Genomic DNA, 19,510 nt, shown 5'->3' with positions numbered 1-19,510 from the left:
CTCATTTCCTCGGGTCGAAGGCATCGCGAGCGGACTCGCCGATAAACACCAGCAAGCTCAACATGATCGCCAGCACGGCAAACGCGCTCATGCCCAGCCACGGTGCTTGCAGGTTGGATTTGCCCTGGGCTACCAGTTCGCCCAGCGACGGCGAGCCGGCTGGCAGACCAAAGCCAAGGAAGTCCAGTGCGGTGAGGGTGCCGATAGCGCCGGTGAGGATGAACGGCATAAAGGTCATGGTCGAGACCATGGCGTTGGGCAGGATGTGGCGGAACATGATCGCGCCGTTCTGCATCCCCAGTGCCCGGGCCGCACGCACGTATTCAAGGTTGCGCCCACGCAGGAACTCGGCGCGCACCACATCCACCAGGCTCATCCAGGAAAACAGCAGCATGATGCCCAGCAGCCACCAGAAATTGGGCTGCACGAAGCTGGCGAGGATGATCAACAAATACAGCACCGGCAGCCCGGACCAGATTTCCAGGAAACGCTGCCCGGCCAGGTCGACCCAGCCGCCATAGAAACCCTGCAAGGCTCCGGCGATCACGCCAATGATCGAGCTTAGGATGGTCAGGGTCAGGGCAAACAGCACCGAAACCCGGAACCCGTAGATCACCCGCGCCAGTACATCGCGGCCCTGGTCATCGGTGCCCAGCAAGTTCACGGAAGAGGGCGGCGCGGGGGCCGGCACTTTCAGGTCGTAGTTGATGCTCTGATAGCTGAACGGGATCGGTGCCCACAGAGTCCAGGCGTCCTTGGCCTTGAGCAGCTCCTGGATATACGGGCTCTTGTAGTTGGCTTCCAGTGGGAATTCGCCGCCGAAGGTGGTTTCCGGGTAGCGCTTGAGCGCCGGGAAATACCAGTCGCCGTCGTAGTGCACGGCCAGCGGCTTGTCGTTGGCGATCAGCTCCGCGCCCAGGCTCAGCCCGAATAGGATCAGGAACAGCCACAGCGACCACCAGCCACGTTTGTTGGCCTTGAAACGCTCGAACCGGCGGCGATTGAGGGGGGATAGATTCATCTCAATGCTCCCGGCTGGCGAAGTCGATACGCGGATCGACCAGGGTGTAGGTGAGGTCGCCGATCAGTTTCACGATCAGCCCCAGCAGGGTGAAGATAAACAGCGTGCCAAACACCACCGGGTAGTCGCGGTTGATCGCCGCTTCAAAGCTCATCAGGCCCAGGCCGTCGAGGGAGAAGATCACTTCAACCAGCAACGAGCCGGTGAAGAAAATCCCGATGAACGCCGACGGAAACCCGGCGATCACCAGCAGCATCGCGTTACGGAACACATGGCCGTAGAGCACGCGGTGGTTGGTCAGGCCCTTGGCCTTGGCGGTGACCACGTACTGCTTGTTGATCTCGTCGAGAAAGCTGTTTTTGGTGAGCAGCGTCATGGTTGCGAAGTTGCCGATGACCAGCGCAGTGATGGGCAATGCCAGGTGCCAGAAGTAGTCAAGGATCTTGCCGCCCCAGCTCAACTCGTCGAAGTTGTTGGAGGTGAGCCCGCGCAACGGGAACCAGTCGAAGTAACTGCCGCCGGCAAATACCACGATCAGCAGGATGGCGAACAAAAACGCCGGGATCGCGTAGCCGACGATGATCGCCGAACTGGTCCACACGTCGAAATGGCTGCCATGCCGCGTGGCCTTGGCGATCCCCAGGGGGATCGACACCAGGTACATGATCAGCGTGCTCCATAACCCAAGGGAGATGGACACCGGCATCTTTTCCTTGATCAGGTCGATGACCTTGGCGTCACGGAAGAAGCTGTCGCCAAAATCCAGCTGGGCGTAGTTCTTGACCATGATCCACAAGCGTTCCGGCGCCGACTTGTCGAAGCCGTACATCTTTTCGATTTCCTTGATCAGCGCCGGGTCCAGCCCTTGGGCGCCGCGATAGCTGCTGGAACCGGCCACCGAGACTTCGGCGCCGCCGCCGGCAATGCGGCTGGTGGCGCCTTCAAATCCCTCAAGCTTGGCGATCATCTGTTCCACCGGACCACCGGGGGCGGCCTGGATAATGATGAAGTTGATCAGCAGGATCCCGAACAGCGTGGGGATGATCAGCAACAGGCGGCGAACAATATAGGCCAGCATTTAATCGCCTCCGCTCGCCGAATCGGCGTTCGTGTCGGTGTCCAAAGTGACGGCAGGTTTGACATTGGGTTTGCTCCACCAGGTGGCTGTGCCCACGTCGTAGCGCGGCGGGACTTTGGGGTGCCCCAGGTGGTCCCAATACGCCACGCGGAACGTCTTGATGTGCCAGTTGGGGATCACGTAGTAGCCAAACTGCAGCACGCGATCCAGTGCTTTGGCATGGGCTACCAGGCTTTTGCGCGAATCGGCGTCGATCAGTTCTTCCACCAACTGGTCCACCGCTGGGTCCTTGAGGCCCATGTAGTTGCGGCTGCCAGGCTTGTCGGCGCTGGAAGACTTCCAGAACTCCCGTTGTTCGTTACCTGGCGAAGTGGACTGCGGGAAGCTGCCCACCATCATGTCGAAGTCCCGAGAGCGGACACGGTTGACGAACTGCGAGACGTCCACCCGACGGATTACCAGGTCGATGCCCAGGTCCGCCAGGTTGCGCTTGAAGGGCAGCAGGATGCGTTCGAACTCGGTCTGTGCCAGCAGGAACTCGATGGTCACAGGTTTACCCGTGGTGTCGACCATCTTGTCATCAACGATGCGCCAGCCGGCCTCCTGCAGCAGTTGGTAGGCCTCGCGTTGCTGGGCGCGGATCATGCCGCTGCCGTCGGTTCTGGCCGGCTCGAAGGCCTGGGTGAAGACTTCGGCAGGGATTTTGTCGCGCAGGGGCTCGAGGATTTTCAGCTCATCCGGGCCGGGGAGGCCGGTGGCGGCCATTTCAGAATTTTCGAAGTAACTGCGGGTGCGGGTGTAGGCGCCGTTGAACAGCTGTTTGTTGCTCCACTCGAAGTCCAGCAACAGGCTGATGGCCTTGCGCACGCGCACGTCCTGGAACATCGCCTTGCGCGTATTGAACACAAAACCTTGCATGCCCGTGGGGTTGCCGTTGGGGATCTCTTCCTTGATCAACCGCCCCTGGGTCACTGCCGGAATGTTGTAGGCGTTGGCCCAGTTCTTGGCGCTGAATTCCAGCCAGTAGTCGAACTGCCCGGCCTTCAACGCTTCCAGGGACACGGTGCTGTCGCGGTAGTAGTCCGTGATGCGGTTATCGAAATTGTAGAAACCCTTGGTGATCGGCAGGTCCTTGGCCCAGTAGTCTTTGACCCGCTCGTAGCGGATCATGCGCCCGGCCTTGACCTCGGCCACCTTGTACGGCCCGCTGCCCAGCGGCACCTCCAGGTTGCCCTTGGCGAAGTCCCGCGTGGCCCACCAATGCTTGGGCAGTACCGGCAGTTGGCCGAGGATCAGTGGCAACTCGCGGTTGTTGGTGCGCTTGAATTTGAACAACACCCGCAGCGGGTCTTCGGCGACCACTTCATCGACATCGGCGTAGTAGGTGCGGTAGATCGGCGAGCCTTCCTTCATCAGTTCCTGGAACGTGAACACCACGTCTTCGGCGCGGATCGGGTGGCCGTCGTGGAACCGCGCTTCGGGGCGCAGGTAGAAACGCACCCAGCTGTTGTCCGGGGCTTTTTCGATCTTGCCGGCGACCAGGCCGTATTCGGTGATGGGTTCGTCCAGGCTCTGCATGGCCAGGGTGTCGTAGATCAGACTGATGTTGTCGGCCGGCACGCCCTTGCTGATAAACGGGTTGAGGCTGTCGAAGCCGCCCATGCTCGATTCGCGGAAGGTGCCGCCCTTGGGGGCATCCGGGTTCACATAGTCGAAGTGCTTGAAGTCGGCGGGGTATTTCGGCGGCTCGTTGTAGAGCGTCAGCGCATGTTGCGGCGCCGCGTGGGCTGCGGAGCACAGCAACAGGCCGGCAAACAGTGAAGTACGCAAAGACATCATTGGGCTTTCTCCGACGCTTTCAGCCACCACGCGCTCAGGCCCAGGCTGTAGGGCGGCGTGGTGACAAAGGCGAACCGGTTACGGTACGCCAGGCGATGATAGTTGAGGTACCAGTTGGGAATGCTGTAGTGCTGCCACAGGAGCACTCGGTCCAGGGCGCGGCCGGCGGCCAGTTGTTCTTCGCGGGTCTGGGCGGCCAGCAGTTGTTCCAGCAGGTGATCGACAATGGGGTTGGCGATGCCCGCGTAGTTCTTGCTGCCCTTGATTGCGGCCTGGCTGGAGTGGAAGTACTGCCACTGCTCAAGGCCGGGGCTCAGGGTCTGATTGAGGGTGATCAGGATCATGTCGAAGTCGAACTGATCCAGGCGCTGCTTGTACTGCGCGCGGTCAACGGTGCGCAGCCGCGCGTCGATGCCGATGCTGATCAGGTTCTCGACATAGGGCTGCAGGATGCGCTCCAGGTTCGGATTGACCAGCAGAATCTCGAAGCGCAGCGGTTGCCCGTCCTTGTTGAGCAGGCGTTGGCCCGACAGCTTCCACCCGGCTTCGCCCAGCAGCGACAGGGCGCGGCGCATGTTTTCACGGGGGATGCCGCGCCCGTCGGTCTGCGGCAGGCTGAAGGCTTGGGTAAACAGGTTCGCCGGCAATTGCTCGCGGTACGGCGAGAGCATCAGCCATTCGTGGCCCACGGGTACGCCGGTCGCCGCGAACTCGCTGTTGGGGTAGTAGCTCAAAGTGCGTTTGTAGGCGTTGCTGAACAGCGTGCGGTTGGTCCATTCGAAGTCGAACATCAGCCCCAGGGCTTCGCGCACCTTGGTCTGGCTGAAGGTCGGCCGGCGGGTGTTCATGAACAGGCCCTGGCTCTGGGTGGGGATCTGGTGAGCGATCTGCGCCTTGATCACGTCACCCCGGTTCACCGCCGGGAAGTTGTAACCATTCGCCCAATTCTTGGCCTGGTGCTCGATATAGATGTCGAACTCGCCGGCCTTGAAGGCTTCGAAGGCCACGTCGCTGTCGCGGTAGAACTCCACCTCGACCTTGTCGTAGTTATAGAAACCCTGGTTGACCGGCAGGTCCTTGCCCCAGTAATCCTTGACCCGTTCGAACACCAATTGGCGCCCAGGCGTGACCTTGCTGATACGGTAAGGCCCACTGCCCAGCGGCGCTTCGAAGGTGGTCGCCTTGAAATCGCGGTTTTTCCAATAGTGTTGGGGCAGCACCGGTAACTCGCCCAAGCGCAGGATCAGCAGTGGGTTGCCGGCGCGCTTGAACACAAAGCGAATGCGGTGACGGTTGAGGATGTCCACCCGAGCCACTTCCTGCAGGTTGGTGCGGTACTGCGGGTGGCCTTCGGTCAGCAGAGTGCGATAGGAAAACGCCACGTCATACGCGGTGATCGGCTTGCCATCGTGAAAACGTGCTTCCGGGCGCAGGTTGAACACTACCCAACTGCGGTCCTCGCTGTACTCCAACGATTGGGCAATCAATCCGTAACTTGAGGTGGGCTCATCGCCAGATGGCGCGTACTGGCCGGTGCCGACCATCAATGGTTCGTTGAGCTCATTGACGCCGTATTGCAGGAAGTTGGGGGTTGAAACCGGGCTTGAGCCTTTGAACGTGTAGGGGTTGAGCGTATCGAAGGTGCCAAACGCCATGACCCGCAAGGTCCCGCCTTTCGGCGCTGCAGGATTTACCCAATCGAAGTGGGTGAATTTGGCTGGGTATTTGAGCCTGCCGAACTGCGTATACCCGTGGCTCTCGGTAATCGTCGCGTTCGCACCAAAGCTCAAGGCCAGACTTATTAGTAGAAGGAGGGGACGCTTCAAGTCAGAGATCCGATCCAGGCGGCTTGGGCTTTATGGTCGGTACAGTAACAGCTTGTTCCGGTTGGAAAAAGCCGGTTGGGAACACTGGAGATTCAGTGTAGGAGGGGGCTTGCCCCCGATAGCAGTTTGTCAGCCACCAGATTCATTGGCTGATCCACCGATATCGGGGGCAAGCCCCCTCCTACATTGGTTCTACAGTGTTCTGAAAGCCTTAGCGCGGCCCGGAAACTACCAGCATCTGCCCCGGCTTCAACGCCTGGCCAGTACGCGGGTTCCAACGCTTGAGATGTTGCATCTCGACGTTGAAACGCTTGGCGACGATGTACAGCGAGTCGCCTTTCTTGACCTTGTACTGCACCGGCTTCTTGCTGCTGGCTACTGCGCGGCGGGTGTCCTGCATCACCAGGGTCTGACCAACCTTGAGGGCCTGGCCGTTAAGCTTGTTCCAGCGTTGCAGGTCATGCACATCGACCTTGTTGGCCTTGGCGATCAGCGTGAGGTTGTCGCCGCTGCGCACCTTGTAGCTTCGGCTGCGGCCGGCAACCCGTGCGGTCTCAACTTCGTCGAAGACCTGTTTCTTCGGGCGCATCGCCAGTAATTCTTCAGGCTTCATCGTCGAAAGGGTGCTGGTCAGCAACTGCGCCTTGGAACTCGGTACCAACAGATGCTGTGGGCCATCCAGGGTGGTGCGTTGTTTGAGGGCCGGGTTGAGCTGGAACAGCTCGTCTTCATCGATTTCAGCCAGCGCAGCGACCCGTGACAGGTCCATGCTCTGTTTGACTTCTACCACTTCGAAGTAAGGCGTGTTGGCAATCGGGTTCAGGTTTACGCCGTAGGCCTCAGGGGCCAGCACCACCTGGGACAGCGCCAGGAACTTGGGCACGTAATCCTTGGTTTCCTGGGGCAGGGGCAGGTTCCAGTAGTCGGTGGGCAGACCGAGCTTCTCGTTGCGCTCGATCGCCCGGCTCACCGTGCCTTCGCCGGCGTTATAGGCTGCCAGCGCCAGCAGCCAGTCGCCGTTGAACATGTCGTGCAGACGGGTCAGGTAGTCCAGGGCGGCAGTGGTGGAGGCGGTAATGTCGCGGCGGCCATCATAGGCGCGGGTCTGGCGCAGGTTGAAGTAGCGCCCGGTGGAGGGGATGAACTGCCACAAGCCGACGGCATCGCTGCGCGAATAGGCCATTGGGTTGTAGGCACTTTCGATCACTGGCAGCAGCGCCAGCTCCAGGGGCATGTTGCGTTCTTCAAGGCGTTCGACGATGTAATGAATGTAGAGACTGCCGCGTTCGCCGGCGTTCTCCAGGAAGGACGGGTTGCTGGCGAACCACAGGCGCTGTTGCTCGATGCGCGGGTTGACGCCAACGTTGTCCTGCAATTGAAAGCCCCGTCGCATGCGTTCCCAGACATCCTGCGGTACTTCGGGAGCAGGCTTTTCTGAAAGCCAGATGACGGGTTTCTGTTTGATTTTGGCGGTAAGGTTGGGCTTGGGTTGCACGGTGGATTGTGCAGTGAAATTGGTCGATTGGCAGCCCGCCAGCGTTGCGGACACAGCCACCGCCACAGCTTGAGCCAGGCGGGTCAATGCGTCTGAATGGTTGGATTTACGAATAGATGACGACATTGGCTGGAAGTAAGTTCCGGGCAAAAATGTCGGGCGATTCTAGAAAGCACTTTGGTTCCGGTCAACCATTCAGAAATTACGTATCAGATTGCATCGTCTTAGAACTTATCTTTCCAAGCCCTCAAGCTAGCAAACACCTCGGCCCCAGAGCGGTTGTCGCGGCCATTCCGTTCGTCCGCTTTTTGTTTAACGGATGTTTCAGAAGTACGCAGAAAAGGGTTGGTGCGTTTTTCCAATGCCAGGTTGGAGGGCAGTGTTATCTCACCACGGGCCCGGAGTTGGCGGACGATTTCCACCCGTTCGGCGATATCGGCGTTGTCCGGTTCCACTGCCTGGGCGAACTTGAGGTTACTTTGTGTGTATTCGTGGGTGCAGTACACCAGCGTGTCGGCGGGCAGTGCGGCCAGGCGCTCAAGGGAAGTGTGCATCTGCTCCGGCGTGCCTTCGAACAGGCGGCCGCAGCCAGCGGCGAACAGGGTGTCGCCACAGAACAGCGCGCCCTGGTGATAGAAGGCGATGTGGCCGAGGGTGTGGCCTGGCACGGTATAGATGTCAAAGTCCCAGCCGAGCACGTTGATGCGATCGTTATCCTGCAGGGCGACGTCCCGCGCCGGGATCTGCTCGTTGGCCGGTCCGTAGACCTTGGCATCGGTCACTCGCTTGAGTTGCTCGACGCCACCCACGTGATCATGGTGATGGTGGGTGATCAGGATGTCGCTCAGGGTCCACTCCGGATGTTGCGTAAGCCAGGCCAGTACCGGCGCGGCATCGCCGGGATCGACCACCGCGCAACGTTGGGTATGCGGGTCCTGTAGCAACCATATGTAGTTATCGGTGAAGGCGGGCAGAGCACTGATCTGTATCATTCTTCGATTCGCCAAGCTGAACACATTGGTGCATCTTAGAACGTCTAGGCGAGTTGGAGAATGCAATGACTGATAAAGCGTTCGCCCAGGCCGATCCTGAGTGGCTGGCCCTGATCGGCGCGGCCCGCGAATGGCTGTCCGGGCCCATCGGGCAATTTTTGCTGGATGAAGAACGGCGCATGCTCGAAGACGAGTTGGGTCGTTTCTTTGGTGGCTACCTCGTGCATTACGGTCCCTCGGCACAGACGCCGCCGTCTGCGCCGCAGGTGCAGCGCAATGTGCGCCTGGGTGCGCCGTTGCCGGGCGTGGAGATCGTTTGTGAGGAACAGGCCTGGCCGTTGAGCGAGCACGCTGCCGATGTGGTGGTGTTGCAGCATGGCCTGGATTTCTGCCTGTCGCCTCACGGGTTGCTGCGCGAGGCGGCGAGCAGCGTGCGCCCTGGTGGCCATTTGCTGATTGTTGGTATCAACCCCTGGAGCAGTTGGGGGCTGCGCCATGTGTTCGCTCATGATGGCCTTCGCCAGGCGCGCTGCATCTCGCCGTCGCGGGTGGCGGACTGGTTGAACCTGCTGGGCTTCGCGCTGGAGAAACGCCGCTTCGGGTGCTATCGTCCGCCGCTTGCCTCGACCAAGTGGCAGGCGCGCCTGGCCGGCTGGGAACGCCGCGCGGGTGCCTGGCAACTGTCGGGCGGCGGCTTCTATTTATTAGTAGCGCGCAAGATTGTGGTCGGGCTGCGGCCAGTGCGCCAGGTGCCCCGCCAGCCCATGGGCAAGCTGGTGCCGATGCCCATGGCCAAGGTCAATCGCAAGCAAAGCGAACCGTAAAACCTTTTTGATTTCAGATCCCGCCTGTTTTGATGGATGTAACCGATGACCGATACCGTAGAACTCTTCACCGATGGCGCCTGCAAGGGCAACCCAGGCCCCGGCGGCTGGGGCGCGTTGCTGGTGTGCAAGGGCGTCGAGAAGGAACTGTGGGGCGGCGAAGCCAACACCACCAACAACCGCATGGAATTGATGGGCGCGATTCGCGGCCTTGAAGAACTCAAGCGCCGTTGCAACGTACTGCTGGTGACCGACTCGCAGTACGTGATGAAGGGCATCAACGAGTGGATGGTCAACTGGAAAAAGCGCGGTTGGAAGACCGCCGCCAAAGAACCGGTCAAGAATGCCGACCTATGGCAACTGCTCGATGAGCAATGCAATCGCCATGACATCACTTGGAAGTGGGTACGTGGTCACATCGGCCACCCCGGCAACGAGCGTGCCGACCAGTTGGCCAACCGTGGCGTGGATGAAGTGCGGGGCTACAAGCAAAGCTGATGCCGTCTGACGTGTTAACATCCCGCCCTTTGACGCACACCACCACCCCGTTGAGAGCTGAACCCTGATGGCCATCCGATCTGTTGTACTCGATACCGAAACCACCGGCATGCCGGTGACTGACGGCCACCGGATCATTGAAATCGGCTGTGTCGAACTCATGGGTCGGCGCCTCACCGGGCGTCACTTCCACGTCTACCTGCAACCGGATCGCGACAGTGACGAAGGCGCCATCGGCGTCCACGGCATCACCGACGAGTTCCTCAAGGGCAAACCGCGTTTTGCCGAGGTGGCCGATGAGTTCTTCGAATTCATCAACGGCGCCCAGTTGATCATCCATAACGCGGCGTTCGACGTCGGCTTCATCAACAACGAATTTGCCCTCATGGGGCAGACGGATCGCGCGGATATTTCCCAGCACTGCTCGATCCTCGACACCTTGATGATGGCCAGGGAGCGTCACCCTGGCCAGCGCAACAGCCTGGATGCGTTGTGCAAGCGGTACGGCGTCGACAACTCCGGCCGAGAACTCCACGGCGCCTTGCTCGACTCCGAGATTCTCGCCGACGTCTACCTGACCATGACCGGCGGGCAGACCAGCCTGTCCCTGGCCGGCAATGCTTCCGATGGCAGCGGCTCTGCGGAAGGTTCGGGCAATCGTCCTTCGGAAATCCGGCGCCTGCCGGCAGATCGCAAGCCGACCACCATTCTCCGCGCCAGCGAGCAGGACATGGTCGAGCATGCGCAACGCCTGGAAGCGATTGCCAAGTCGGCGGGCGCGCCGGCGCTGTGGACCCAGTTGACACAACAATAGCCCTGCGTGGGTCCGATCAACCTGTGCGAGGGGGCTCGCCCCCGATAGCGGTGGATCAGCCAATCAACTATTAGCTGACACACCGTGATCGGGAGAAAGCCACCTCCCACAGTTGATCTGCATAGCTTTCAAAATCTTCATTCGCGTCATCGCTTCCCAGCTTCTACCCTGAGTGCATAGCCCTCAGGACTCCCACGCCCTCATGTACAAAGACCTGAAGTTCCCTATCCTTATCGTGCACCGCGACATCAAGGCCGACACCGTTGCCGGCGACCGGGTCCGCGGCATCGCCAGGGAGTTGGAACAAGAGGGCTTCAGTGTTTTTTCCGCCGTGGACTACGCCGAAGGTCGGCTAGTGGCGTCTACCCATCACGGCTTGGCCTGCATGTTGATCGCCGCCGAAGGCGCTGGCGAAAATACCCATCTGCTGCAAAACATGGTTGAGCTGATTCGCTTGGCGCGGGTACGGGCACCGAACCTGCCGATCTTTGCCTTGGGCGAGCAAGTCACCCTGGAAAACGCCCCGGCCGATGCCATGAGCGAGCTCAATCAACTGCGTGGCATCCTTTATCTATTCGAAGACACCGTGCCATTCCTGGCCCGGCAAGTGGCCCGCGCTGCGCGCACCTACCTGGATGGCCTTTTGCCGCCGTTCTTCAAGGCCTTGGTGCAGCACACCGCTGATTCAAATTATTCCTGGCACACCCCCGGCCATGGCGGTGGCGTGGCCTACCGCAAAAGCCCGGTGGGGCAGGCATTTCATCAGTTCTTTGGGGAAAACACCCTGCGTTCGGATTTGTCGGTCTCTGTCCCCGAATTGGGCTCGCTGCTGGACCACACTGGCCCCCTGGCCGAAGCAGAGGCTCGTGCTGCCCGTAATTTTGGCGCTGACCACACCTTCTTCGTGATCAACGGCACTTCCACCGCCAACAAGATTGTCTGGCACTCGATGGTCGCCCGCGATGATTTGGTGCTGGTGGACCGCAACTGCCACAAGTCGGTATTGCACTCGATCATCATGACTGGCGCGATCCCGCTGTACCTGTGCCCGGAGCGCAACGAGCTGGGCATTATCGGTCCGATCCCTCTGAGTGAATTCAGCCCCGAGTCGATCCGCGCCAAGATCGACGCCAGCCCGTTGACCCGTGGCCGGCCAGCGAAAGTGAAGTTGGCCGTGGTCACCAACTCCACCTATGACGGCCTGTGCTACAACGCCGAGCTGATCAAGCAGCAATTGGGCAACAGCGTCGAGGTGCTGCACTTTGACGAAGCCTGGTACGCCTACGCGGCGTTCCACGAATTCTTTGCCGGGCGCTATGGCATGGGCACCTCGCGCACTCCGGACAGCCCACTGGTGTTCACCACTCACTCCACTCACAAGTTGTTGGCCGCGTTCAGCCAGGCCTCGATGATCCATGTACAGGACGGCGGCGCCCGTCAGTTGGACCGTGACCGTTTCAACGAAGCGTTCATGATGCACATCTCCACCTCGCCTCAGTACAGCATCATCGCGTCGCTGGACGTGGCTTCGGCGATGATGGAAGGCCCTGCCGGGCGTTCGTTGCTCCAGGAAATGTTCGACGAAGCCCTGAGTTTTCGCCGCGCGCTGGCTAACCTCCGCCAGCATATCGCCGCTGAAGATTGGTGGTTCTCGATCTGGCAGCCGCCGTCGGTGGCGGGCATCGACCGCGTCGCGACGGAGGACTGGCTGTTGCAGCCGCAGGATGACTGGCATGGCTTTGGGGATGTGGCCGAAGATTATGTGTTGTTGGACCCGATCAAAGTGACGCTGGTCATGCCCGGTCTCAATGCCGGCGGCGCCTTGAGCGATTGTGGGATCCCTGCCGCTGTGGTCAGTAAGTTCCTCTGGGAGCGCGGGTTGGTGGTGGAGAAGACCGGGTTGTATTCCTTCCTCGTGTTGTTTTCCATGGGCATCACCAAAGGCAAATGGAGTACGTTGCTCACCGAGTTGTTGGAATTCAAACGCAGCTACGACGCGAATGTCAGCCTGGCCAGTTGTTTGCCCTCGGTGTTTGCCCAAGGGCCGGCGCGTTATCAGGGCCTGGGTTTGCGCGACCTGTGCGACCAATTGCACAGCTGTTACCGCAGCAACGCCACCGCCAAACACCTCAAGCGCATGTACACCGTACTGCCGGAGATTGCGATGAAACCGGCGCACGCCTACGACCAATTGGTAAGGGGTGAAGTGGAAGCAGTGTCTATTGATGCCTTGCCAGGACGCGTCGCAGCCGTGATGCTGGTGCCGTATCCGCCTGGCATTCCGTTGATCATGCCCGGCGAGCGCTTTACCGAGAGCACCCGCTCGATCATCGACTACCTGGCATTTGCCCGTACGTTCGATAGCAGTTTTCCCGGTTTTTTTGCCGATGTTCACGGGTTACAACACGAAGATGACGGCAGTGGTCGTTGTTACACCGTCGACTGCATCAAGGGTTAAGGATGTTTATGCAAGCTGTAATGAACCCGAAGTATCCAGGGCTCAGTGTGCGAGTCGCCGACGAAGGTTTTGATGCCTACGTGTGGGGCAATGACTTCAGTTTCGAGGTCAGCGCCTACAGCGTGCCGGAGATGGGCAAGCGCGTCGATCAATGGCCGCTGGAGCGTATCCTGCCGTACCGCAAATGTTATGGGATTGATCCTGAGGAGTTCGCCAGTTTCCGCGATGCCCCAGACAGTGCGATCTTCATGGCCTATCTGGACGATCGACCGGTGGGACATGTCGTGGTCAGCACCAACTGGAATGGCTTTGCCCATGTGGATGAACTGGCGGTGGTCTTGCCGGCGCGGCGGCACGGTGTAGCCAAGGCCTTGCTGGATGTAGCGCAGTTCTGGAGCCGCAAGAAAAACCTGCCGGGCATGATGCTCGAAACCCAAAACAACAACCTCGGCGCCTGCCGCCTCTATGAGCGATGCGGCTATGTGATGGGCGGGATCGACCACCTGCGCTATCGCGGCATTGACCCGCAAACTCGCGAAGTGGCGATTTTCTGGTATCGGCTGTTCAAGGCCGAAGTCGACAAGGCTTAACTCAGCAGCAGGCTTTCAGCCTTCTGCGTGACAATCTCCAGCAATGCATTCATCGCTGGAGAGCCCACGCCATCCTTGAGGGTCAGCGCGTACAGGCTGACCATCATCGGCGGCGACACCGGGCACGCATCCAGTCCGGCCTCTTGCGCGCCAAACGCAGTGAAGGGGTCGACAATCGCCAAGCCTTCTCCCGCTTCTACCATGCTGCGCATCATCTGGTAGGTCTGCACCCGCGTCTGCACCACCGGAAGCGGCCGTAGGGCTTGCAGCTTGGCGTCCAGCAGGCGGCTGAGCGGGTCTTGCCCCTCCAACCCGATCATCGACTGGCCGGCCAGGTCCTGTAGTGCAATGTACTTCTGCTTGGGCTTGAGCCAGCCGTGGGGCGCGAGCAACTGCAGTTTGCCTTGAGCCAGCACGGTGCTGACGATTTGCGGGTGTTCCGGGTCATGCAGGCTCAAGCCGACATCGGCCTCATGCAGCAACAGGCTCCTGACGATCTCCCTTGTGGGCTGGCTCGATAGGTTGCACGGGGTGTCCTGAAAGCGTCGACGCAGCACCGCGATACTTTGCGGCAGCAGTTGATTGGCCAGGGGCGGGGTACAGAGCGCACGCAAGGGCGGGGCGTGATGGTGTTTCAAACGGCTGGCCAGGCGTTGCACCGGTTCCAGCGCTTCGTATATATGGGCGATTTCTGCCTGCAGTTCGAGGGTTTCCCGTGTTGCCTGCAAGCGCCCGCGCACGCTGGCAAACAGCATAAAGCCCAGTTGCTGCTCGGCTTCCTTCAGCGCCGCGTCCACATCGCCCACAGGGAGTTGCAACCATTCGGCGGCCGTGCCGAGGTGTCCGGTCTGCAAGATGGCCTGAATCACTTCGATATGACGTAAACGCATGGCCGGAGTCTATGTGCAGTGTGGTGGGGTTTCAATGGTGCAAGCGGTCGTGCGCAAAAAAGACGGTGCAAGTCGCCTATGCCACTGGCGTTCAGCCACGACCTTACTAAAATGGCTCGTCTGATCATCAACGACCAAAGCCGGGTACCGGCACTACAACAAAAACAGGTCTGGTCTCGAATGCCTATTCCCTCGATGTTCTTCGGGGTAACGGCCAAGCAACTCATGGTTCTGGTGACCGTGGGGTGCGCGGCGGCTTATCTCTTCAATAATCACGACAACAACACACCGGAAAGCCCGGCGCTCGAAGCGTTTATCCGTGCCCAGGAGCAGGTCGGCGAACAAGTGGGGGCGGTGTTGGGGGTGACCTTGATCAGGCAGGTGGAGGCGTATCCCGCGTACAACACGTCGGGCTACACGCGCTCGATGTACGCCGTGGAAGGGGAGCGGGGGCACTTGCTGGTGACGCTCAAGCAAGGCGAGCAGGGCATCGAAGTGACGGAAATCCGCAGCCCCTGATCACCCCAGCCCAGTCAACGCCAGCAATGGCCAGGACTGAGCAGGTCATCAAGGCGAGATCTTATGAAGCGAGGGTGGTTTGCGATTCGCGGACAATAATGATGCCCGACTGGATCAGTTTGAACTCATCGCCTTCCAGTTTTTCTACACGGTCGCCAATGGCCAGCTTGTAGGTTGTGGTGGGCGCCGAGCCAGCCAGGTCGCCTTGCGCCGGGTTGGATTCCTGGAACTCATGCACGGAATAAACGCGGCCTTCCGCGTCTCTGGCATGGAACTGTCCGACAAGTACTGCTGCCATCTGTTTAGAACCTCTGGAGATAAACACTCGATTTGCGGTTCTGTAGACCGTAATAAAGAGGGGTAGTTTGCCTACGGAAAAAAAATACTATTCGCTGGGATTTTACGACGCCTCCTACGCAGAGAGGTGCGAGGCAAACGTCTGGAGGATTCTCAAAACCTTCTGGTGAACCTGTCGTGAAGCCTCTATAACTACAAGCTCCTTTAGTCAGACATCGGGAAAACCTCAATGAGCAAGGTCTACACGATTGCCGTCCTGGTTGGCAGCTTGAGAAAACAGTCGATCAACCGCAAGGTCGCGTTGGCATTGGCCGAACTGGCCCCAGCCAATCTGAAGTTGAACATCGTCGAAATTGGCGATTTGCCGCTCTACAACGAAGACATCGACGCTGATTCACCGCCGGCAGCCTACAGTACTTTCCGCAAACAGGTGAGTTCATCCGACGCGGTGCTGTTCGTGACCCCGGAATACAACCGCTCGGTGCCGGCCCCGTTGAAGAACGCGATTGATGTGGGTTCCCGTCCTTATGGGCAAAGCGCCTGGAGCGGCAAGCCGGGTGCGATCATCAGTGTGTCGCCTGGTGCTATCGGAGGCTTTGGCGCCAACCACCATCTGCGTCAGTCCCTGGTGTTCCTGGATGTATGGTGCATGCAGCAGCCCGAAGCCTACCTGGGTGGGGCGGGCAGTGTGTTTGATGAGTCGGGCAAAGTGTCGGAAAAGACCAAGCCGTTTTTGCAGGCGTTTATCGATGCCTACGGCCAGTGGGTAGAAAAACAAACGGCTTGAGTTGGCAATAGCGTAAAGCGTGGGAAGGGGGTTGCCCCCTCCCACATGCTTAGATCAGCGCAGCCAGTTGGTCCGCGCCAGCTCGATTACCTCATCGCCACGCCCACTCATCACCGCCTTGAGCATGTACAAGCTAAACCCCTTGGCCTGTTCCAGCTTGATGCTCGGTGGCATCACCAGTTCCTGGGTGGCAGTCACCACGTCCACCAGCACCGGGCCATCGTGGGCCAGGGCGCGGCGCAGGGCCGGCTCCAGGTCTTCGGACTGCTCCACACGAATGCCGAGGATACCCATGGCATTGGACATCGCCGCGAAATCCGGGTTTTTCAGTTCGGTGCCCGCGTCCAGATAACCCGCCGCCTTCATCTCCATGGCGACGAACCCCAGTGACGAGTTATCAAACACGATGACTTTCACCGGCAACTTCAGCTGCGCCAGCGAGATGAAATCCCCCATCAACATGGCGAACCCGCCATCGCCGGACATCGAAATCACTTGCCGCCCCGGGAATGCTGCCTGCGCGCCAATGGCCTGGGGCATGGCGTTGGCCATGGAGCCGTGGTTGAACGAGCCGATCAGGCGGCGTTTACCGTTCATCTTCAGGTAGCGCGCCGCCCAGACCGTGGGCGAACCGACATCGGCGGTAAAGATCGCATCATCGTCGGCCAGCTCACTGAGCAATCGCGCGACGTATTGCGGATGGATCGGCCGGTTGGCTTTTGAAGGTTGTGCAAGGTCATCGAGCCCCTGGCGGGCTTTCACGTAATGCTTCAATGAAGTCTCAAGGAAGCTGCGATCCGTCTTGCGGGTCAAGCGCGGAAGGAGGGCGTCGATGGTTTCGCCCACATCTGCGGCGATGCCCAAGTCCAAGGTAGCGCGACGACCCAATGCCTGTGGGTTGCGGTCGACCTGGATGATTTTTGCGTCCGTAGGGTAGAACTGGCGATATGGAAAGTCCGTGCCGAGCATGATCAGCGTGTCGCAGTCGAGCATGGCGTGGTAACCGGAGCTGAAGCCGATCAGGCCAGTCATGCCCACATCAAACGGGTTGTCCCATTCCACATGTTCTTTGCCGCGCAGGGCGTGCACCACCGGCGCACCCAGCGTATCGGCCAGGGCCACCACTTGCGCATGGGCGCCCGCACAGCCGCTGCCACACAGCAGCGTGACTTTTTCACTGTCCTTGAGGATCTCGCTCAAGTGCAGCAGATCGGCCTCCGCAGGCAGTGTGCGTGGCGCGTGCAGGGCCGGCCAGGGCTTGAGGGTGTCTTCGACTTCCAGCAGCGACACATCCCCCGGAATCACCACCACTGCTACGCCGCGATTGAGGATCGCCGAGCGCATGGCGCGGTGCAGCACTTGGGGCATCTGCGCGGGGTTGGTGACTAGCTCGATGAAGTGGCTGCATTCCTTGAACAGTTCCTGGGGATGGGTCTCCTGGAAGTAGTTCAAGCCAATTTCCGAAGACGGAATCTGCGCGGCAATCGCCAGCACTGGCACATGGTTGCGATGGCAGTCGAACAGACCATTGATCAAGTGCAGATTGCCCGGCCCGCAGCTGCCTGCGCACACCGTCAACTCGCCGGTGGCTGCTGCTTCGGCACCGGCGGCAAACGCGGCGACTTCTTCGTGGCGCACATGCATCCACTCAATGCTGTCCATGGTGCGTAAGGCGTCGGTGAGGCCGTTGAGGCTGTCGCCGGTCAGGCCCCAAATGCGCTTGATGCCCGCCTGTTCAAGGGTGGTCGCCAGTTGCTGGGCCAGGTTGATTTTCGCCATGAAGCACTCCAATCGTCAGTGAGGTTAAAAAACTGCTGATCAATAGGGGACAGCTCGATCACGGCGAATGCTCCGTCTTTAATGTGAAGATTGCGTCATGGCCGCACGGTACTGCCGAGTGCGCCGAGCGATAAACCATTGGTCACACGCCAGGGCCAGCCAGGGGATAACCTTGGGGTTGGGCAAACGACCACGACTGAGGCGGCGCATCTGTCCGCGCACCACGGCGAGCGTAGCGAGTGAGGCCAGGGGCTTGCGCTTCCAATCGATCGGTTTGAGTTGCGGGTTGAGGTCGCGTCCTTCGCGCCAATGCTTGATCAATTGTGGTTCCAGGGTCAGGGCGGTGGCGATACCGGCCATGGCGACGCCGCTGTCCAGTACCTGCTTCACGATAGGCAGTCGGCGAATGCCACCGGTGACCATCACGGGCATGGTGGCGACGCTGGCCATTTCTGCGGCAAATTCTAGGAAATACGCCTCACGGGCCAGGGTGCGACCATCCCGCGCTTCGCCTTGCATGGCGGGCGCCTCGTAGCTGCCACCGGACAATTCCAACAAGTCGATGGGCAACGGGTTGAGCATTTCGACCACCGCGCGCGCATCGGTTTCATCGAAGCCGCCACGCTGGAAATCCGCCGAGTTGAGTTTGACCGCCACGCAAAACGACGAGCTGACACTGGCGCGCACGGCGTGAATCACTTCCAGCAACAGGCGCGCGCGATTTTCCAGCGAGCCGCCCCAACGGTCGCTGCGGTGGTTGCTCAAGGGCGAGAGAAATTGACTCAGCAAATAGCCGTGGGCGCCGTGGATCTGCACCCCGGTAAAGCCAGCTTTCTCGGCCAGGCGTGCGCTGGTTGCGAAGCGCCGGATCACGTCCTGAATATCGTCTTCGGTCATCGCTTTTGGTGTGGCGAACATCTTGGAAAAGCTGCCCAGGTCCAGCGCAATGGCAGACGGTGCCAAGGCTTGTTGCCCGAGATTGGCCATGGTCTGGCGCCCTGGATGGCTGAGCTGCATCCAGAAGTGCACGCCCTTGTTACGGGCTACATCGGCCCATTCGCGAAAGCTGTCCAGGTGCTCTTCGTTTTCCAGGGCCACGCCGCCGGGGCCGGTCATGGCGTGGCGGTCGATCATCACATTGCCGGTCAGCAGCAGGCCGGGTTCGCCGTCTGCCCAGGCCTTGTACAACTGCTTCAATTCGCGGGACGGCGCTTGGTTGATATCGGCCATGTTCTCTTCCATCGCAGCCTTGGCGATGCGATTGGCGATGATTTGGCCGTTGGGCAGTTGCAGGGCTTCAAAAGGTGACATGAGTTGACTCCTGAGCGGGGGAGGGCTCAGGCTAAGCTTAAAGTTAACTTTAATGTCAAGCAGGCGTTGTGATGAATATTGGTGAGCTGGCAAAACAGAGCGGTCTGTCCGCTTCACGCATTCGTTTTTACGAGAGCGAAGGGTTGATCAGTCAGGTCGGACGCCAGTCCAACGGATACCGGCGTTATGCACCTGAGGCCTTGCAGACCCTGCAATTGATTCAGAGTGCGCAGCAGGCCGGGTTTACCTTGCAGGAACTCAAGGCGCTGATGCCTGCGCCTGGAGAGCACAAGCGCGACGAGTTGATCGAGGCCCTGGAGCGCAAAGTGGCACAGATCGAAGTGATGCAAGCGCAATTGGCCCACAGCAAAGCGCAGTTGCTGGGCGTGATCGAGGCCGTGCGGGCGCAGCCGGAAGGCGTGCCATGCTCCATGGGGCAGAAGCAGGTGCTGGCGTCGATAAAACTTCAACCATAAAAAAAGCCCTGGCATG

18 protein-coding genes are annotated in these 19,510 nt (G+C 59.9%); 8 read left to right on the top strand and 10 right to left on the bottom strand.

Annotated elements, in window-relative coordinates; genetic code table 11:
- Position 1 precedes the first annotated feature (1 nt).
- From CKW32_RS21515 to gloB, 6 genes are all read right to left on the bottom strand, one after another.
- Positions 2–1,021, bottom strand: coding sequence for an ABC transporter permease (locus CKW32_RS21515; RefSeq protein ID WP_032885814.1), 1,020 nt, complete (start codon positions 1,019–1,021; stop codon positions 2–4).
- A gap of 1 nt (position 1,022) precedes the next feature.
- Entirely contained in the window at positions 1,023–2,099 is a 1,077-nt protein-coding gene (locus tag CKW32_RS21510) for a microcin C ABC transporter permease YejB (RefSeq protein ID WP_032885816.1), read from the bottom strand.
- Entirely contained in the window at positions 2,100–3,938 is a 1,839-nt protein-coding gene (locus CKW32_RS21505) for an extracellular solute-binding protein (protein ID WP_095185934.1), read from the bottom strand.
- Positions 3,935–5,764, bottom strand: a complete 1,830-nt coding sequence (locus CKW32_RS21500; protein ID WP_095185933.1) for an extracellular solute-binding protein — start codon at positions 5,762–5,764, stop codon at positions 3,935–3,937. The genes CKW32_RS21505 and CKW32_RS21500 overlap by 4 nt, the downstream gene beginning before the upstream one ends.
- 211 nt (positions 5,765–5,975) lie before the next feature.
- Positions 5,976–7,385: a lytic transglycosylase domain-containing protein gene (locus tag CKW32_RS21495; protein ID WP_032885820.1), complete on the bottom strand. Its 1,410-nt coding sequence runs from the start codon at positions 7,383–7,385 to the stop codon at positions 5,976–5,978.
- Between the two features lie 98 nt (positions 7,386–7,483).
- Entirely contained in the window at positions 7,484–8,251 is a 768-nt protein-coding gene (gene gloB / locus CKW32_RS21490) for a hydroxyacylglutathione hydrolase (protein ID WP_095185932.1), read from the bottom strand.
- A gap of 65 nt (positions 8,252–8,316) precedes the next feature.
- Between gloB and CKW32_RS21485 the strand changes: the two genes are divergently transcribed.
- The 5 genes from CKW32_RS21485 to CKW32_RS21465 all read left to right on the top strand — a co-directional run bounded on the left by CKW32_RS21485 (position 8,317) and on the right by CKW32_RS21465 (position 13,435).
- The gene (locus CKW32_RS21485) at positions 8,317–9,075 is read left to right on the top strand and encodes a class I SAM-dependent methyltransferase (protein WP_032885822.1); all 759 of its coding nucleotides are present in this window, start codon (positions 8,317–8,319) and stop codon (positions 9,073–9,075) included.
- Positions 9,076–9,120: 45 nt separating this feature from the next.
- Entirely contained in the window at positions 9,121–9,573 is a 453-nt protein-coding gene (gene rnhA, locus CKW32_RS21480; protein ID WP_017738572.1) for a ribonuclease HI, read from the top strand.
- Positions 9,574–9,646: 73 nt separating this feature from the next.
- A complete protein-coding gene (gene dnaQ / locus CKW32_RS21475; RefSeq protein ID WP_163033241.1) occupies positions 9,647–10,387 on the top strand; it encodes a DNA polymerase III subunit epsilon in 741 nt (246 codons plus the stop codon).
- Between the two features lie 202 nt (positions 10,388–10,589).
- Positions 10,590–12,845, top strand: coding sequence for an Orn/Lys/Arg decarboxylase N-terminal domain-containing protein (locus CKW32_RS21470; RefSeq protein WP_032885824.1), 2,256 nt, complete (start codon positions 10,590–10,592; stop codon positions 12,843–12,845).
- 20 nt (positions 12,846–12,865) lie between these two features.
- The gene (locus tag CKW32_RS21465; RefSeq protein WP_032885825.1) at positions 12,866–13,435 is read left to right on the top strand and encodes a GNAT family N-acetyltransferase; all 570 of its coding nucleotides are present in this window, start codon (positions 12,866–12,868) and stop codon (positions 13,433–13,435) included.
- On the opposite strand, the gene CKW32_RS21460 is transcribed toward CKW32_RS21465, so the two are convergent.
- Positions 13,432–14,325 carry a LysR substrate-binding domain-containing protein gene (locus CKW32_RS21460; RefSeq protein WP_095185931.1) on the bottom strand — a complete coding sequence of 298 codons (894 nt, stop codon included), beginning with the start codon at positions 14,323–14,325 and terminating at the stop codon, positions 13,432–13,434. The genes CKW32_RS21465 and CKW32_RS21460 overlap by 4 nt on opposite strands.
- Positions 14,326–14,505: 180 nt before the next feature.
- Here CKW32_RS21460 and CKW32_RS21455 point away from each other — a divergent pair, with 180 nt between their 5' ends.
- Positions 14,506–14,844, top strand: coding sequence for a hypothetical protein (locus CKW32_RS21455; protein ID WP_095186028.1), 339 nt, complete (start codon positions 14,506–14,508; stop codon positions 14,842–14,844).
- A 61-nt stretch (positions 14,845–14,905) separates the two neighbouring features.
- On the opposite strand, the gene CKW32_RS21450 is transcribed toward CKW32_RS21455, so the two are convergent.
- Positions 14,906–15,142, bottom strand: a complete 237-nt coding sequence (locus tag CKW32_RS21450; RefSeq protein WP_032885828.1) for a hypothetical protein — start codon at positions 15,140–15,142, stop codon at positions 14,906–14,908.
- 228 nt (positions 15,143–15,370) lie between these two features.
- Between CKW32_RS21450 and CKW32_RS21445 the strand changes: the two genes are divergently transcribed.
- On the top strand, positions 15,371–15,928 hold the full coding sequence (locus tag CKW32_RS21445) for an NADPH-dependent FMN reductase (RefSeq protein ID WP_032885829.1): 558 nt from the start codon (positions 15,371–15,373) through the stop codon (positions 15,926–15,928).
- 54 nt (positions 15,929–15,982) lie between these two features.
- Here CKW32_RS21445 and poxB read toward each other — a convergent pair whose 3' ends face one another.
- Together poxB and CKW32_RS21435 are read right to left on the bottom strand one after the other, a co-directional pair.
- The gene (gene poxB, locus CKW32_RS21440; RefSeq protein ID WP_032885830.1) at positions 15,983–17,707 is read right to left on the bottom strand and encodes a ubiquinone-dependent pyruvate dehydrogenase; all 1,725 of its coding nucleotides are present in this window, start codon (positions 17,705–17,707) and stop codon (positions 15,983–15,985) included.
- A 78-nt stretch (positions 17,708–17,785) separates the two neighbouring features.
- Positions 17,786–19,018: an NADH:flavin oxidoreductase/NADH oxidase family protein gene (locus CKW32_RS21435; RefSeq protein ID WP_095185930.1), complete on the bottom strand. Its 1,233-nt coding sequence runs from the start codon at positions 19,016–19,018 to the stop codon at positions 17,786–17,788.
- Positions 19,019–19,089: 71 nt separating this feature from the next.
- On the opposite strand from CKW32_RS21435, the gene CKW32_RS21430 reads away from it, so the two are divergent.
- Positions 19,090–19,494 (top strand): MerR family transcriptional regulator, encoded by a 405-nt coding sequence (locus CKW32_RS21430; protein ID WP_095185929.1) that lies wholly within the window; start codon positions 19,090–19,092, stop codon positions 19,492–19,494.
- Positions 19,495–19,510 lie beyond the last annotated feature (16 nt).

This window comes from Pseudomonas sp. Irchel 3H9 (assembly GCF_900187495.1).
Classification (GTDB): Bacteria; Pseudomonadota; Gammaproteobacteria; order Pseudomonadales; family Pseudomonadaceae; genus Aquipseudomonas; species Aquipseudomonas sivasensis.
This window is presented reverse-complemented; position numbering and strand designations above follow the sequence as displayed.